This window comes from Selenomonas sp. KH1T6 (genome assembly GCF_900108415.1).
Taxonomy (GTDB): Bacteria; Bacillota; Negativicutes; order Selenomonadales; family Selenomonadaceae; genus Selenomonas_B; species Selenomonas_B ruminantium_A.
Window position 1 is genome coordinate 1 of record NZ_FNWN01000050.1, and the last position, 15,458, is coordinate 15,458.

Consider the following 15,458-nt stretch of genomic DNA (forward strand, 5'->3'; position numbering starts at 1 on the left):
CCACCTTTACCTGATGAAACCAACGATCAAGATATGGCAAGCCAAAAATCCCCACAGTGGCCAGGACAAAGGCTGCTCCCAAAGCAATGAAGAACTTCCGTCCACGTATATACCTTCTGGCATGACACAGCAGATGGACGAAAAGCAAGACCAGTACACTAACAGCTGACAGCAAATGCACTGAACGCCAGTTCCATGCCTCCCCCAAATGTATCCATGAAAAGAGGTTGCGGGACAAAGCCATGCCAGAAACCGCCAGTATGGTGAGACCTACGGCAAAAAGGCATATGCTGGCCTTGTTCACCAATCTTTGAGGTGAGTTCCTTCCTTCATGGAAATGCTGATAAAAACTTCGGTTTGCTGCATTATGAAGAACAACCAGCAAAAGAAAAATACACCCCAGCAGCTCATGAACCAGACCAGGCAGGAACATGCCGCCTAACTCTAGGAAAAACAACAGCAGCAATACAATATCCAGTGATTTCTTCACATGTCTCCCCCTTCAGCACGAACTTGTGCCCAGCACAGGATGCTTGGCATGCCTTAGTGCCCGCACTCGGATAAGCCGCAGAGCTTCATTTAGATCCACATCCAATCGCCTGCCATCACTCTCGTAGACGCACATGGGACTATCCACGCCGATCTCGCTGCCAGGCATATAGACATATTCCTGATTTTCATTATCACCAAAGATAACGCCGGTCTTCAGTTCAGATTCCGTTATCATCCAGTCTCCCTCTTCACAATAATAAAGATGCCTATTTCAATGCTCTCTCAATCTGCTCAAACATCATAGGGATGTTATTGCGGCAGTAGATGATTTTCCGTCCGCACTTCTTGGCGTAGTCACTAACAGCATACCACTGCTTATGGGAGAGATAGTCCGTCTTGAACACCACCGCATCTGCGCCTTTTATATTCTTTTTGTCAAATGTGTTGTTATCCACGCTGACACAGGTATACTGTGGTGCCTGGCTTACTACCTGGCTCTGCCACTTATCCGGGCCGCCGAATACTATGACATTGGCACTGCGAGCCTTTGTGGTATCTGAAGTATAACCTGCCTCTCCTTCACGTACAAGGAAGCCATCATGTCCATAACCTGCTTCATAAGCCTCTTCTTCAGCAGCCACCTGCTCCAGGATAGCAATGCGTTCCTTGTCATGCTTGATCTGCTCTTCCTGCTCTGCCACCAGCTTCCTAAGCTTGTCAATCTCCTTCTGGGACTCGTTGAGTTTTTCTTGTTTATCCATGTTCAGCTGTTCAAGCTCCAGGATGCGGTTGTTCTGCCGTGCCGCCATGGAGGCCAGCTTCTTATTCTTCTCCGACTCCCGGACAATGCCCGAATACTCGTCAATCATATCCGTGACTTCCTTATAGCCACGGAATATGCTGCGAAGCAGGATGCCCACTATGTAATACAGGGTTAAATCCCCCTTGGTCGTTTGCATCATGCCGCTGCGAACTGTTATGACATTGGTGATGTCACGAAGCTCCTTACTGCTTAATTTCTCATTCTCAAACATAGAGAGGCTGTATCCGTCCAGCTGCCCCAAATCCCAAAGCATCTGATAGAAGTTTGCTTCTTTCTGCCCGGGAGGCATATCCCACATTTCCGCGAAACTCTTTCCCGGCAATGCTTTTGGCAGCATTTGCGCAAAGATCCTTTGCATTTCCCTAGCAGTTGAACCGCTTTCTTCAATGATGTTTTCTTCTACTGCTCCGAATGATGTCAAATTGTACTTTTCTTTATCAAGTATCACAATCATGCTGCTTCGCCAGTTGGTATCCGTCTCATCTATTTGCTGGTTGAAGCTATTGCAGAAGTAGATGAATAAAGCCGTGAAGTCATGCAGCCCATCATCACTGCCACCCATTTTGTCAAGGAATTTCTGCAGTATCATCCCATAGGATACTGGATACTTCCCATAGTCCTTGATAAGGTTAGCCAACTGGCTGAAGGAACGCTCTGCTTGTTCTAGTAGCTTCTTGCTCAGTTCTTCATCTTCCAGGCTGGCCATGTATACCCCCTGGGCTTTGATGGCATTCAAGCGTATTCCAATGCGGTTAGCCGATATGAAGCGGCTGTTCTTCTGCCCTGCCAAGTAAAAGTGCTCCTTATCACCATCATATACTTCATTGATAAACCGCATCATCTTTACGCTGCGGGCAAAGGCACAGGGCAGCATAGCCTCCAAATTCAGTTTGTCATCAGGGTTATATGTTGGACGGTATCCGCTTTGGCGTACTTTCTCAATAAATGTAAGGCCCTCTTCTGTAAGAGCATGCGAACCTATTGTTGCAGATGGGAACTGCGATTCCTTGATTTCCTGAGCAGCTTCATCAGACACATACGGTAAAATAGAACAGCCGAAAATAATGCCTCCTCGAAATCCTCAGCCATATCTCTGAATTTTTCTTGGAGTTCATCCAGCACGTCAGTATTGACCCCGTCATCATCAAGCAGATCATGGACGCAGTCAAGTTCATCCAGTATGCCATACTGGTTCTTCATCTGAATCATCAGCAGCTTGCATATCTTCTCCAGGTCCTTACGACCACATTGTGTTTTGAAGAAGTCATTGATATAAATGTCGTTCCAAGAGAACATTTCCTGTATGACATCTTGTGTCCAAACCAAGCCCATGTCTTCCATATTGGTATCAAAATCTTCGCTCAGAAATTTCTCAGACAGGCCCTGACTATAAGTTCCCAGCGGGGAATGTCTGTTTCTATTTCCCAGACAGAGGGATTTCCCTTTGACACTTCAAAGGCTGACAATGTCTTTAGGGCAATGGTTCGGATCAGTCCTTTGTCTTTCCCCTCCAAATCCTTCAAGCCTTCATGGACAATGATGAAAATAAGGCACAGCCGCATCATCTCATCCATGTCATTTCGGTGATTGCATTCTGTGTAAAACTCCCTGAAGGAGTTTATTCTCTTTGCAGCCTTACTTTCTGGTGAGAACTGCAAAAACTTATCCTTAAAGTCCTGCCCATTGCCCTCAATGGCATTCAACATCTCAACTATATTCTTGAAAGCCGTAGGATTGACGTTCCGCAGGGATTTACGATTCTTCTTGTCCACATTCCCGATTATTTCATCAATGCCCTTAAGCAGCTTCCCCTTGTTCTTTTTCCTGGCCCAGGAAGTCATGCTTGGCATACAGGCAGCCTGATACACCCAAAACAACCAGTAAGCATCATTCTTATCCCGTACTACCTGAGGAATATCCATCCGTCATTTCCCCCTCTGCAGAATCCTGTGCAGCATCTTGCTTTTCCCATACCATCACGTTACATCAAATATCCATCCTGTGGTATCCCAGGCCGCCTCAGGCATCTCTTCTGCCGATAGCAGCCCATGTATCAGGGTAAAGTACTCTGGCAGCCTGTCCTTGCACCACAGGATGTCAATCCCCAGCATATCTTTGGTGATGGCACTCAGGTCAAAGCCAAATGCATCCAGTGAATACCGCATCTTCTCCGGCATCCTGCACGGCTTCCCTTCCTTACGGCTGCACTCCTTGCAGAGGTTGCACCCGCCAGAAGACAGGGACACACTCCCTGGCACCTGCTTCTCCAGCTGACGCATCTTCTCTTCCAGTTCCAGCTTGACTGCAGACACAATCTCCCAGCCCACAGTCTTGACCTTCTCCGCTGTATCCGCTTCATCAATCACCTTAGCACTCAATACTACTTTAGCTCCCACCACATTCACCCATGTAAACCTATCCAGATACTCATCCACATTAAAGTCCAACGGAGGGCACGACCAAACCGTATCATACCGTGGACACTCCTGGCAGTACCCGATAAACCGCTCCCTGTCCTGATACCTCTTCCGAAACTCAGTTACAGGCAGACAACCCTTACGAAAATTCACGCAATAATCCATCACATCACCCTATTGTCTTTATAACCTTGGCCGGTACTCCTCCCACTACAGTATAGGCTGGCACATCCTTCGTGACCACAGCTCCTGCTGCCACCACAGCACCCTCACCTATCGTCACCCCGGCCAGAATGGTGGCACTCGCCCCAATCCAGGCTTTCGCTCCTATATGTATGGGGGCTGGCAGTAGATCCTGCCTCTTGTCTGCCTCCAATTCATGGTTCAGGGTAGCCAGCACCACATGATGCCCAATGAGAGCACCACTGCCAATAGTAATGCCTCCCTGGTCCTGCATGGATACCCCTGCATTTACAAACACGTTCTCCCCGAACACGATATTAGCGCCAAAATCTACCGTAAAGGGAGCCATGACCCGCACAGACTTTGGCACCTCATGGCAGGTAAGCTCTTCCAATAGCCCATGCAGTTCCTCGGGCGTATGCCACTCACGGTTTATTTCACTGGTAATAATGACTGCCCGCTGAATCATGCGGTGGCACATTTCCGCCTCTGCTGTCCCCTGCCTGATTGGCTGGCCCGACTTCACAAACTCCCGGAAATGCTCCACTTCCGCCATTTTTACCCTACGTAGTGTCCTAATCTGTTCTTCCTTGCTTTGCATAGCATTTTCCTCTCACAACAACAATTTCACTCATCATCCCCGCGCCGTTCCGTACATACATCATCCAGCCATCCCTCATCATATGAGGGAGTATCACCCTTGTAGGGTACTGGCCTGGGCTTGCCCATCTTATACAGCTTACAGTTCTTAGGTCCATAGCAGAAGCTCTCAAAACGGAACTTCTGCTGTACGCCCCAGTCATACTCAATGGCTACATTCGCCATACAGGCCCACTTGCATTTGAAGCACTTACTTCTGTATGTTCTGCCATCCAGCATACGGCAGCCACGCCAGTCATACACATCAAGCCCCGGCACTTCTCCAGTCCAGGGAGAGGCTGTCTCTTCCTCTGACATATGCGCCTCAGTATTTTTCTTCAAGGCACCAGCCCTATAGTAATCCGCATATTCCAGCTTAGTATACTTCTTCGTCCAAGCAGTGCCGCTTATCTCGTCCCCAATATGAAGCCGCATCTTTTCCTGCTGCTTCTCAGATATAGCCACCGCAAAAGCCTTCTCCTCCTCATCAGCTACACCAGTCAGAAATATGTTGTATCCTGTCGTACTGTGATTGCGGTTATCCAGTCGATACCGCCACACATTAGACCGTGGCTGCACAGATTGAACTACTCCAGAGAACTTTATTTTCCTTTGCTCCGCCATAGAACTCATTCCTCTCACAGCACTTCCGGCTTTTGCCTACTTCAGAAAACTACTCAGCCTGTTCCACTATAGCCAGCTTTCCGCTGCCTTCCACCGCAATAGTGCCATCCGGCAAGGCAATGCTGCCCTTCATGCTCACAAAACTGCCCTTGCGGGACTCCACCCAGCTGGTTATCACCAGTTCTTCCTCTATGGGAACTGGCTTCCGATAGCGTATATCCAGCCTTGCCGTGACAGCTTTCTCTCCTAGTTCCTTATTTAGATACCCGGCCATTGACTCATCCAGCATGGTGGTCAGTATCCCGCCGTGAGCTATGCCATCATAGCCCTGGTACTCCTTAGCCAGGACCTTTCTTGCCACATATTTGTCATCCTGCACCATAAAATCCAGTTTCAAGCCAATAGGATTCTCCTTGCCACAGGCAAAGCAGTAATTATCATTCAAAGACATGTTGTTCTCTCCTTCATTTCACAATGTACCCCAAATGTTCAAAGACGTTTTTTAGTGGCTGCTTATCACGGATATCCAGCCAATCATCGGGGCGACTGTTGTCATCAATCAGAATCAGCAGATAGTCAAGTATCATCCGCCGGGCTGCCCACCGGCCTACTTCATTGGCCATAAACTTCTGCCCTGCCAGACGCACTGCTCCATCCACATAGCTATTGGCTATAATCAAATCCCCAAGCACAGGCACCACAGCTTCCAGTGATGACCAGACCTGCAAGAAGGAATCTCCCTGTTTATCTCCCCAGCAAGGGCTGTGCTCCACTATCCTATATGCCATCTGCAATGCATGATTCTGCGCAATGTACTCCATCGCCGTCATATCTTCCCTGTCCAGAGCCTCCACCATAGCCCGATACCGTGCGTGTGGTTCAGCTTTTTCCTTGGCTGCCTTCGCCAGACGTGCCTCCCGGGTTTTAGCAAAATCAATTATGTCCATGTTTCTTGCCTGTAGCTACGGAATAACTCAGGATGGCCGTCCCTCATCACTCTCAGCACATTTTTTCGTTGCTCTGGCGGCAGTTGCTCCGCATCCGCAATGATCTGCCTGTTGATAGCAGCACTCTCCTCCGGCGTGATCTCCAGCATCTCATCTATGCTGATGCCATAGTACTCCGCCAGCCTGTCCACGTCCCCGGCCTTAGGCAGTGCTTTACCAGTCTCCCACTTGTCATATTTTCCCAAGGTAACTCCTACTCCCTGGGCTACTTCCTTGCGGGTAACATCCCGCTTCCGCCTAAGCTCCGGCAGCTTACGCATATAAAACTGCGCTAACGTTTCTCCAGTCATTGATATCTCCTTTTTTATCCACGGCAGATTCCCCTCTATGAGTATTCATCTCATCTAATACATAATCCTGCCCCTTTAGCAAGAACGCGGAGCCATTGGCTCCGCAGTTCCTCTATGCCATTTCTTCTATCATCTGGCCTTCATCATGCTCAAGCCGCTGTTTCTCTTCTTTCTCCCGCTGCAGTTCTGATAGACTATCCCCATCCGTGAACCGTACAAACTTAATCTTACCGACCTCATCTGCTTCGTACACCAGGAACATCCCCGTTCCCTTGATGGGCAGCCGCAAGCTCTCATCGCTGACCTTATTTCCCAAATCTTTTGGCGTATCTGCATCCAACACCTGCTTTATGGCCTTGAATACGCCTATCCTGTGCTCATTGTTGGTCATAGCCAGCTGGTTTAGAATCACCTCATCAAGTTCATAGGCTTTCCCGCCATACTCCTGCTCGAACCATTCCTCCATGCTACGACTGATATTTTCTATACGTCTGCGGCGTTCTTCGTCTCTGGCAGCTCGGGCAAATTCATACTCATCCTCAGCTTCATGGCAAGCTTCCAGCGCACTTGCACTCTCTGCCTCAGCCTGCTCTATCAGCTGGCGAAGCTCCATTTCCCTTTGCGGTGCATTCTCTATTGTTGCCAGATTTGTCTCCCTCCCAGCCTGGAGGCTGGCCAGCTTTTTCCTCTGCTGTACTATAGCCCGCTTCAGCTTATTGATAGTGCGGGCCGATTTCTTGGCATCACTGGCAGCCGACACCAGCTGGCCCTCCAACACACCAAGCTCAATCTCCTGGCTCACCCGCAGATTGTCGTAGTTATCCAGCCATACCTGGATTTCCTCAATATGCTTTCTGTGCATCTCCAGTTCAGCCCTGGCAGCATCCTCGCTTCTTCGGGCATCCCGGAGATTCCGCTCTGCCACCTCACGGGCAGATTGTGCCTCTTTCAGTTCCTCTTCCCTTGCCAGATATGAGGCATCCGATTCCTCTATCTCCTGCCTGGTGTCAGCCTCCCTGCCCATAATCCAGTCAGGCAAGTCATCATCCTCCGGCGCGAAGCTTCTGCCGTAGACAGACCCGGCCATTGAAATCAGCTGGCAGTAGACCTCCCCGTCCACTTTGGAGGTGCCCGTCATCTGCTGCCACACGCCTAGCATGGCCAGGGCTGGCCAGCCCGTTTTCTTTTCCTGCTGATTCTTGTACTGCTGCAGCACGGCATCAGTCATCTCCGCCGAAGTCAGTACCTCATCAATCTCCATGTACTCAGCTGCACGTTTCACAAGCTCCTTGGCAATTCTCTCATCCGAAGCTTCATCTTCCAGCTCCAGTCGCTCCACCAAAAGGCCCCGAAGCTCTGCATCCAGCATTCCCCGGCTGTCATGGGCGCACTCCTCGATCTTGTCATCAATCTGCTCATCAATGCTTCGGGGCCTTAAATCCTTCACAAGTCGATTCTTTGCGCCCAAGAGCCTCCCCACAGAATTCACCATCCCGGCAGCCTTTTCTGCTACCTTCAGCCCCTCCGTCTCCATTATATTCTTGACGGTGACAACCTCAAATATGGCCACCTGGTTTCGTATGTCATCATCCATGGCCTCTTTCAAGACGCTCAATACGTTTGCCAAAACCTACACCCCTTATTCTGTTTCCCTGTTCCCCTCTAATACCTGTATCCCGGCATCTACAAATGCGCTGCAGATATCCCTCAATCTGTATTGCGCATGGAAAAGCTCCTCATTGCTGGAAGCATCCCTTATCTGCTCCATGGCGTATTTTGCCTCATGCAGCATATGCCCTATTTCGCCACGCTTCTCCCTGCTCATACCTAGTCCATGAGGCAGGTACTTCGTCCTCTCTTCAAGTTCTTCCACATATCTGACGAAAACATAATCTGATACCAGCGATGCAAATATCATGACCTTGTTTTTGTTGACCTTGAATGAAATCTTGCAGAATTCTTCCTGGTCTAGATATCTTGAACCGTTCCAGTCCTTTAGGTATTTCACAACCTTCTTTTTGCTTTGCTTCCCTCGTCCCATAAAACTTCATCCCCTTCCTGTCTCGCTAAATCCTGCTCTGTATAATATCCCATGTGTCGGTAGCAAAGAAGCTTCCCTCTGCTTCCTGCTCCATTTCAAGAAATCTGCTATATGGTATGCTAAAGGATAGCTGTTCCTTATCGATCACCTTCCTGGCCGATGGATCTGTCAGCCCGATATAGCAAGCCTTCTCGCCCTTCTCTTCGGCAGACAAGGGATATAGCACCGCCTGCCCGCAGCCAGAGGCGAAACGCACCTTCACATTGTCCTGGCTATCCATGTCATAATTAGCAAGCGTCACCAGTCCCGAGATCTGGTCTGCATTGACCAGGAATATCACGCACTCAGGCCTCTCATCCTCAGACACCATATCCAGAGGCTTGAAAACTAGGCATTCCTTGGGGCTGACCCGTGGAATAGTCTCCGTAAAAACCATGGCCAGTTCCGGCGTTTTCTTGTAATGTTCGCTGTTGGCAATATTTTCATTGCCGGTAGACAAGAAATACTCTATCCAGCCATGCTCATATCCCTGGAACCCCAGACCAGCCCTGCCTCCCATGCAGACAGTAGTAGCCTTTGTGGCACAAGCCACTTTACCTTTAGACGCTGCCTTGATAAGCGCCACCACACACCCCCATTTCCCTTCCTGGAAGTGTATGGCCTCCTCTGGCATTTCACCTTTCCACAACACAGCTACAGGATGATTGCCCAGCTTAAGATATTTGCCAATCTTGCTCTCCATATCTTGCGCCTCCCCGATACATGCCATGTTCAAGTTTTTCTATAAATTATTGTATGCCAAAGGTTATACTATTTCAACTGTTCCTAAGTTCACCTTATATTTTCTCCTTTTTCTCCGATATACATATAGAGCCATGTAACAGCTACAAAGGAGGCGATCCCATGGTAATCAAACCGATACAGGCCACTACTGCCTGGACTGACACGGGAAAGGATGCTGACAGCAAGGACAAGACAATACAGGCCAAGAGCAAGTTCAGCACCATGCTCCGTCAGCTGGAGACCGGGGGTGCCATTACCGACACTGGGGAGAAGCCAGGTGAGGATACCACCACAGTGACACGGGTAATGTCTGACGGTTCGGTGCTGATCACCGTATATGAAAAGGACAAAATCGTTGCCCAGACCAAGACCCACTCCCCTCACCCGGAGGAAATCCCCACCATCCTCAGCACACGGGTGGAGCACTCCCTGCCAGATGACCCGGATGAGCAGCAAAACACCGGTATAGTTGACGCTCAGATGCTTAACCTGCTGATGCAGAAGTAATGAAAGGACGCATGATGAAACTTTCCAAACTATACCTGTACCTGGGGCTTACTCTCATAGGACTGCTCAGTTTTATCCCTTCGGGTTGCTGTTCTGGTGGGCCAATAAGCGGAGGGCTGGCTGATTTCTCTGACCCCAAGGCACCAAAGGTCATCGATTCAGACAACATCAGGAAATTCAGCTTAAGATTTAAATACATAGGTGGCATAGCCAAACCAGCAGTTGAAAATGATTGTCCCCCATTCCCTGCTGGTAATTATCTTCTGGAAGCTGTGCGTAAGGGAGACACGGCCCATTTTATGTTGTCCTGTGACCGCCAAGACACAACCACTCCTCTGGTCTTCCAGAAAGACCTGCCAGTAGAGGCGCTGCTTGATCTGCAGGGCATCATCAGGAAGTACAACCTCCCTGCCATAAACGGCAGCAGCCTGCGGAACAGTGCTTTGGGCACATCGCTGAGCTTTGAGGTTCTTTATGACACTGATGAACGGCTCTATGTCCGCGCAGAAGGCGGTGTATCCACCCTGCCCCACGGCTGGTGCGGCACAGATGTTTTCCTTGAGCTCTTCCTCAAGAAGCTGGATGCAGAGGGTCTTCTCGTTCCCCCACTATACTCCTGCATTTATTCCTGCAGCAGCAGACAAGATGGTTTTTTATACAGCCTGGAATTAGAAGCCGACAGACATCTTCCCGGTAAACAAGCCATTTTCAAGAAAACCTTGCCCCAGCAAACTGCTGACAATCCCTTCGGCGAACGGGTAGTGAAACAAGTCACTGTCCCCAAAGAGAAGTTGGAAGCCACCGAGACCATCATCGCCAAATACCGCATGCGCGACTGGAAAGATTTGCCCTATCGGGAAAATCTTGATGGTAACACAGATTTTATTTCCATCGTGTTCAATTGCAGCGATGGTAATAACATCTGCCTGGACAGTGACCAGGAACTGCCGCCAGAATACAAGGAAGCCTTCGAAGCCGTGCATCAGGCTTTGATAGAAGCAGAGAAAGATGCATTGGCACAGCTGAAATAATATCCTCAGTTGTGCTACCTCTACCTGCCTATAATCAAAGTGGGGCTGCCGCATAAGTGATTTCACTCATGCAGCAGCCCCACTTTTTGATGCCACCATGTCCAGGGCATCAACTATTATAACGCCGTTGTTCCAGTTTTGCCGTAGGCAAAACTTTCTCTTGGCGTTTCAACGAGGCGGGAGATATGTGCTCACCGCCAGTTATGATATTCGCCACCCCCACCTGCAGAGATAGGGGACATCTTCATCCTCGCTACAGAACCTTCTCCATATGTACATGTGGGCAATGCTCGTCCAAATACACATCTCCCTTTGCCCGGAAGCCCAGACCCTCATAAAAGTCTTTCGCCTGAACCTGAGCCGACAGAGATACTTTAGATGCTCCCTTGTTCTTAATATGCTGGATGGCCATTTCTACAATACGCTTCCCCATGGACTGGCCCCGGTAAGCTTTTCGCACAGCAATGCGGCCAATGATATACTCGCCGGGAGCCTCCCCGGGAAAGAATCGACAGCAGCCTACGGCATCATCATCACTATAGAGCATCATGTGCGTTGAATTATTGTCTATATCATCAAATTCAATCTCAAAGCCCTGCTCTGACATAAACACTTCCTGACGAATCTGTTTCTCATCATCCAGCAGTTGATTCGAGAATTCAGCGTGCAACATATTGCCCTCCTGCTATCTTGCGTCTCAACCATTCCCTAAGCACCAGCGCATGATTTTTCTGCTCATTCTTCGCCCCATATACCAGCGTGACATTCTGCGATTTCAGCTGCTCACTGCAGTTGCTGACAAAAGTTTCAGCAGCCTCATTAGCCTCCAGCTCTTCAAGATATGCCTGAGAGAAACCCTCAAAAAGCATATCCCCCTGGTGATACAGGCGGCGGATTTCCGTACTGGGGGTGATTTCCTTTGCCCATTCATCCAGCTGGGCGACTTCCCTCTTTATCCCCCTAGGCCAAAGCCTGTCTACCAGTATCCTGTAACCATCTTTTGGTTCATATGGTTCATACACACGTTTCAACAGCAATTCATGCATCATTCACCAGACCTCATTCCTTGCTTGGCCAGCTCCCCAAGCGTTTCCATTGCCACTCTACCCAGGATTTCATCGTGATGACAACGACTTCCCTGCCAGATAATCAGCCAGTGCGTTGACAAGGGAGTTATCTACCTCCAAGGAAAACAGCTTTGATAACAGCCCCTTCTTCTCCACGTTATGCTGAAGCTTGATGTCCTTCTCTTCTACACCCGCCTTGCCCAGCAAATAGTCCAGAGCATCATAGAAGGTGCCTATCTCATCAATCAAATGGTTTTGCAGGGCAAAATCTGCCGAGAAGGGACGCCCGTCAAAGATTTCCGGTACATCAGCCGGTATTTCCCTGCGGTTCTTTCTGACCGCCTCCTTGAATATCTCATGGGTTTCCTCAGCGTGCTCCTGCAGAAACTCACGCTCTTCCTCCGTAAGCTCCCGGAATGGATTGCCGATGTCCTTCATCTTGCCTGCCTTAACCGTTACCTGCTTCACTCCCAGCTTGTCGGACAGCCCGTTGATGTTGGGCAGTTGCATGATAACGCCTATGCTGCCAGTCATGGATGTGCGGTTGGCAAAGATGTAATCACAGGCAGAGGCAATCCAGTAGCCCCCGGAGCAACATATATCTGCAATGGAAGCAATGACAGGGATGCCCTTCTCCCTGACTTTCTCTATCATCATGGCCGCTTCCTCGGAGGTACCCGTTGTGCCGCCGGGAGTGTTCAGGTGAATGATGACGCCTGCAACCTCTTCCTTGTCTTTTCCAGCAATCTTATGCAGGGTCTTAATAACCTTCTGCATGTTGGTATTCTTTTTGCTCAGGGAAATGGATGACGAAGCAGCCTCGATAACTCCAAAGATGTCTATCACATATACTTTTTTCTTCTTACTTCTGGAAAACATATCTTAATCCTGCCTCCCCTTAGTGAGTGTTACCGCCTGTACAAGAATTCCAGCCGTTCCTTGAGACCTTCGCTGAAATCTGCCAGGTCGTCCATCGTTATAACCTTTTCATCCAGCAGCTGCATAATGATGAATATCATATTTAACCGGCTCATATCTGTTATGAGTACACCAGCCTTTTTCTTATCCTTCTTCATGCGCTTGTCCAGTTCCCAGAACTTATCCGAGGCATTGCCGTCCCCAGACAAAAGGTCAATATATTCTCTGGTCAGCTTCTCAATGTAGTTCTCCTGCCAGTCCGCAAACTTCTTGCGGAACAGCTTCCAATCCTTTTCCACAAATATGTCCTTATGCATAACCCCTCACCCTATATCAGTCATACACCCTAGCCTACAATCTGTCAGTATCTACTGTCACCAAATATCGCCTCTTGTTGCCCTCATTGTATTCCTTGTCCAGCCCCCAGGAAGCGATCCTGCCCTGCCGCTTCAAAATCCCCAGTGCTTTTTCCTTGGTCCAGGGTAGCACTATAGAAACAGTAACATCCCCTGGTGGCAACAAGCAGCCATATTCCTGAAGGACAGCATCTTCAACAAGCTTCCACACTTCCTGCCGATGTTTCTCCAATTCATCTGTTCTATGCTTCTTCTCAGCCATTACTTATCACGCCCTGGTCATATTCAGAAAACAAACTTCGCCATGTAAATCAGCCACAGGCATACGAAGTAAAACGCCAGCCCGGAATCTATATCATCCTCCTCATTTCTTTCCTGTCCGAAGTAACTCTGCTGCCTTTATGTCCTTGTGCCTGTACCGGCTGCGCCCCTGGGTGACATCTCCGTAATCTATGGCCTGCGCCGGGCAGATATGGAGACATCCCAAACACTCCACGCACCTATGCTGCCACATCGGGAAGCCTTCTGGCCTCTCTATATTCCCCCTGGGACAGATTCTCTCACACAGGCCGCAGGACGTGCATTTCTCCTTGTCACACTGGAATGCCTCGTCAATCTTTTCCTGACGTGCCCGCCAATCCTCGTGATACCTCTGGCAGAACTTCCTCAACAGTTGCCATGTATCATGGGCTTCCTTGTTTTTTATAGCATCTGCAATCTTGCGGATTTTTCGCTCTGCCAGCCAGGCCCTGATGCTTATGCGCCAGTCAGCAGCAATGTCCCGATAGGGTATGTAGTTGGATACAAGCCGCACATACCATTTGCCATGAAGTTTCCTGTTCTTCCTGGCTAGTATTGCCTCAGCATCCAGGAAGGGCCTGCCCCAGTAGGGCACACCGCAGGTGGCTATGGCAAAGGTATAGGGAGATTCATAGATGGTCAGCTTCTCCAGAAACTCTTCCATCTGTAGCGGCAGACCAAAATAATGCATGGGAAACACAAAGCCCACGCATTCCGCATTGACAGCCAATCTACCCTCCGCCATTGCCTCAGGAATAGACCGCAGCTCCGCCTCCGGCAACAACTCCTGCAAAGCCCTGGCTATATATAGTGAATTCCCTGTTGCTGAATAATAGTAGATTACTGTGCTGATATCCGTATCCCCCTTCATAGTGTATATGTTCTATTATACAGTCAGCATCCACAAAATTACAAACCATCGCAGAAAAACATCCTTCATCCCAGCCCTGTTTATTACAGGGTCATTTTTTTGCCCGCCTCAGTCTACCGCAGGTGGAGGCCTCTGGCAAGGGAAGCTTCGCCGCCCCTGCGGGACGCCCTTGCCTGCAGCCTCCTCCTGCGGTAAAGCCTGTGCGTCAAAAAAATAAAATGTGGCGCGGGGGCAGAGGCTCCCGGAAAGGGGAAGTTACCATGAAAAAGGACAATAAGGACATGATGGTCTACGTTATCGAGCAGGATTTTACAGGAGATGTGCCCAGTGTTTCCATGGGCATCCGCACCATCCCCAAAGACGAGTTCCTAGAGAATGCGTATAAAATCATCGATTGCCATCTGGTTGATGTCAGAGAATTTGAGTGCAACGGCAAATACTATGATGCATGGTTTGACGAGGAGTTCCTGTTCTCTGGGAAGCCCCTTGTCCCCACCCTCATCCTAGGCGAACTGAAGCCCAATGCTTTTGACCTCATCTGCGGAAGCATCATCATAGCCCACTCAGACGAGGAGGGCGACACCTGCGGCATCACTCCAGAGGAAGCCAATGACCTGGCCAGCTTCATGTACAAGAATTTCTTGAAAATCAACAAGGCAGGTATTATGGGACTCTTCGGCAAGAAGTCCGCCTAACCTTCTCTCTTGCTCAGGCAAGGATGGCTGAAAATTTCAGTCATCCCTGCCCCTACAAAATAACATGACCATTACAAAAATATGGTATAATTACAGCAAAGGAGAGATTACACCATGCCTTATACCATCAAGCCCTGGGAAGAGCTTACTATCCAGGATGACTATATGTTCAAGCTCATCATGCGCCGGGAACGCATCTGCAAACGCATGCTTGAGAAAATCCTCAAAATCAAAATCCATCACATAAAGTATCTTGAAGAAGAAAAGACCATCAACGCCACCTACGAGAGCAAGGGCATCAGGCTCGACGTATATGTTCAAGATGATAAAAATTCCGTATACAGCATTGAGATGCAGGTACGCAAGCCGGACGGCGAAGGCCTTTTCCGCCGTACTCGCTATTATCAGTCCCTC

The 15,458-nt window shown here is 49.2% G+C and carries 24 protein-coding genes; 4 read left to right on the plus strand and 20 right to left on the minus strand.

All coding sequences use genetic code 11. The features are described 5' to 3' along the window. The 14 genes from BLW59_RS17565 to BLW59_RS16005 all read right to left on the minus strand — a co-directional run. The coding region (locus BLW59_RS17565) for a hypothetical protein (RefSeq protein ID WP_217634647.1) at positions 1 to 490 on the minus strand (490 nt) is incomplete at its 3' end. 12 nt (positions 491 to 502) lie between these two features. Beyond that, the gene (locus tag BLW59_RS15945) at positions 503 to 727 is read right to left on the minus strand and encodes a hypothetical protein (protein ID WP_074698669.1); all 225 of its coding nucleotides are present in this window, start codon (positions 725 to 727) and stop codon (positions 503 to 505) included. Positions 728 to 758: 31 nt separating this feature from the next. Continuing rightward, entirely contained in the window at positions 759 to 2,189 is a 1,431-nt protein-coding gene (locus BLW59_RS15950) for a hypothetical protein (protein ID WP_074698671.1), read from the minus strand. Between the two features lie 104 nt (positions 2,190 to 2,293). Then, positions 2,294 to 2,641 (minus strand): hypothetical protein, encoded by a 348-nt coding sequence (locus tag BLW59_RS15955; protein ID WP_074698673.1) that lies wholly within the window; start codon positions 2,639 to 2,641, stop codon positions 2,294 to 2,296. Between the two features lie 35 nt (positions 2,642 to 2,676). Continuing rightward, entirely contained in the window at positions 2,677 to 3,237 is a 561-nt protein-coding gene (locus BLW59_RS15960; RefSeq protein ID WP_074698675.1) for a hypothetical protein, read from the minus strand. A gap of 54 nt (positions 3,238 to 3,291) precedes the next feature. Then, on the minus strand, positions 3,292 to 3,885 hold the full coding sequence (locus BLW59_RS15965; protein ID WP_175463482.1) for a DUF2284 domain-containing protein: 594 nt from the start codon (positions 3,883 to 3,885) through the stop codon (positions 3,292 to 3,294). Positions 3,886 to 3,901: 16 nt separating this feature from the next. Then, on the minus strand, positions 3,902 to 4,516 hold the full coding sequence (locus BLW59_RS15970) for a DapH/DapD/GlmU-related protein (protein ID WP_318258699.1): 615 nt from the start codon (positions 4,514 to 4,516) through the stop codon (positions 3,902 to 3,904). A 26-nt stretch (positions 4,517 to 4,542) separates the two neighbouring features. Beyond that, positions 4,543 to 5,178, minus strand: coding sequence for a hypothetical protein (locus tag BLW59_RS15975; RefSeq protein WP_074698681.1), 636 nt, complete (start codon positions 5,176 to 5,178; stop codon positions 4,543 to 4,545). A gap of 49 nt (positions 5,179 to 5,227) precedes the next feature. Further along, complete coding sequence (locus BLW59_RS15980) at positions 5,228 to 5,629, minus strand: PaaI family thioesterase (protein WP_074698683.1); 402 nt, start codon at positions 5,627 to 5,629, stop codon at positions 5,228 to 5,230. A 13-nt stretch (positions 5,630 to 5,642) separates the two neighbouring features. Further along, on the minus strand, positions 5,643 to 6,125 hold the full coding sequence (locus tag BLW59_RS15985; protein ID WP_074698685.1) for a hypothetical protein: 483 nt from the start codon (positions 6,123 to 6,125) through the stop codon (positions 5,643 to 5,645). Next, positions 6,116 to 6,475, minus strand: a complete 360-nt coding sequence (locus BLW59_RS15990; protein WP_074698687.1) for a helix-turn-helix domain-containing protein — start codon at positions 6,473 to 6,475, stop codon at positions 6,116 to 6,118. The genes BLW59_RS15985 and BLW59_RS15990 overlap by 10 nt, the downstream gene beginning before the upstream one ends. A gap of 112 nt (positions 6,476 to 6,587) precedes the next feature. Then, positions 6,588 to 8,102 carry a hypothetical protein gene (locus BLW59_RS15995; protein ID WP_074698689.1) on the minus strand — a complete coding sequence of 505 codons (1,515 nt, stop codon included), beginning with the start codon at positions 8,100 to 8,102 and terminating at the stop codon, positions 6,588 to 6,590. A 12-nt stretch (positions 8,103 to 8,114) separates the two neighbouring features. Continuing rightward, positions 8,115 to 8,516 (minus strand): hypothetical protein, encoded by a 402-nt coding sequence (locus BLW59_RS16000; protein WP_074698691.1) that lies wholly within the window; start codon positions 8,514 to 8,516, stop codon positions 8,115 to 8,117. Between the two features lie 25 nt (positions 8,517 to 8,541). After that, on the minus strand, positions 8,542 to 9,258 hold the full coding sequence (locus BLW59_RS16005) for a DUF169 domain-containing protein (protein ID WP_074698693.1): 717 nt from the start codon (positions 9,256 to 9,258) through the stop codon (positions 8,542 to 8,544). Between the two features lie 161 nt (positions 9,259 to 9,419). On the opposite strand from BLW59_RS16005, the gene BLW59_RS16010 reads away from it, so the two are divergent. Next, a complete protein-coding gene (locus BLW59_RS16010; RefSeq protein WP_074698695.1) occupies positions 9,420 to 9,806 on the plus strand; it encodes a hypothetical protein in 387 nt (128 codons plus the stop codon). An 11-nt stretch (positions 9,807 to 9,817) separates the two neighbouring features. Next, positions 9,818 to 10,837 (plus strand): hypothetical protein, encoded by a 1,020-nt coding sequence (locus BLW59_RS16015; RefSeq protein ID WP_139283730.1) that lies wholly within the window; start codon positions 9,818 to 9,820, stop codon positions 10,835 to 10,837. A gap of 253 nt (positions 10,838 to 11,090) precedes the next feature. Here the strand turns inward: BLW59_RS16015 and BLW59_RS16020 are convergent, their stop codons facing one another. The 6 genes from BLW59_RS16020 to BLW59_RS16045 form a co-directional block, all read right to left on the minus strand. Continuing rightward, the gene (locus tag BLW59_RS16020) at positions 11,091 to 11,510 is read right to left on the minus strand and encodes a GNAT family N-acetyltransferase (protein ID WP_074698699.1); all 420 of its coding nucleotides are present in this window, start codon (positions 11,508 to 11,510) and stop codon (positions 11,091 to 11,093) included. Further along, complete coding sequence (locus BLW59_RS16025; protein ID WP_074698702.1) at positions 11,497 to 11,886, minus strand: DUF488 domain-containing protein; 390 nt, start codon at positions 11,884 to 11,886, stop codon at positions 11,497 to 11,499. Before BLW59_RS16025 ends, BLW59_RS16020 begins: the two co-directional genes overlap by 14 nt. A gap of 66 nt (positions 11,887 to 11,952) precedes the next feature. Then, complete coding sequence (gene sppA, locus BLW59_RS16030; protein WP_074698705.1) at positions 11,953 to 12,783, minus strand: signal peptide peptidase SppA; 831 nt, start codon at positions 12,781 to 12,783, stop codon at positions 11,953 to 11,955. A 29-nt stretch (positions 12,784 to 12,812) separates the two neighbouring features. Next, positions 12,813 to 13,139, minus strand: coding sequence for a multidrug transporter (locus BLW59_RS16035; protein WP_074698708.1), 327 nt, complete (start codon positions 13,137 to 13,139; stop codon positions 12,813 to 12,815). A 34-nt stretch (positions 13,140 to 13,173) separates the two neighbouring features. Beyond that, positions 13,174 to 13,440, minus strand: coding sequence for a hypothetical protein (locus BLW59_RS16040; protein ID WP_074698711.1), 267 nt, complete (start codon positions 13,438 to 13,440; stop codon positions 13,174 to 13,176). A 102-nt stretch (positions 13,441 to 13,542) separates the two neighbouring features. Beyond that, positions 13,543 to 14,349 carry an EFR1 family ferrodoxin gene (locus BLW59_RS16045; RefSeq protein ID WP_074698714.1) on the minus strand — a complete coding sequence of 269 codons (807 nt, stop codon included), beginning with the start codon at positions 14,347 to 14,349 and terminating at the stop codon, positions 13,543 to 13,545. 260 nt (positions 14,350 to 14,609) lie between these two features. On the opposite strand from BLW59_RS16045, the gene BLW59_RS16050 reads away from it, so the two are divergent. Then, positions 14,610 to 15,044 (plus strand): DUF3846 domain-containing protein, encoded by a 435-nt coding sequence (locus BLW59_RS16050; RefSeq protein ID WP_074698716.1) that lies wholly within the window; start codon positions 14,610 to 14,612, stop codon positions 15,042 to 15,044. Between the two features lie 114 nt (positions 15,045 to 15,158). Beyond that, the coding region (locus tag BLW59_RS16055; protein ID WP_175463476.1) for a PD-(D/E)XK nuclease family transposase at positions 15,159 to 15,458 on the plus strand (300 nt) is incomplete at its 3' end.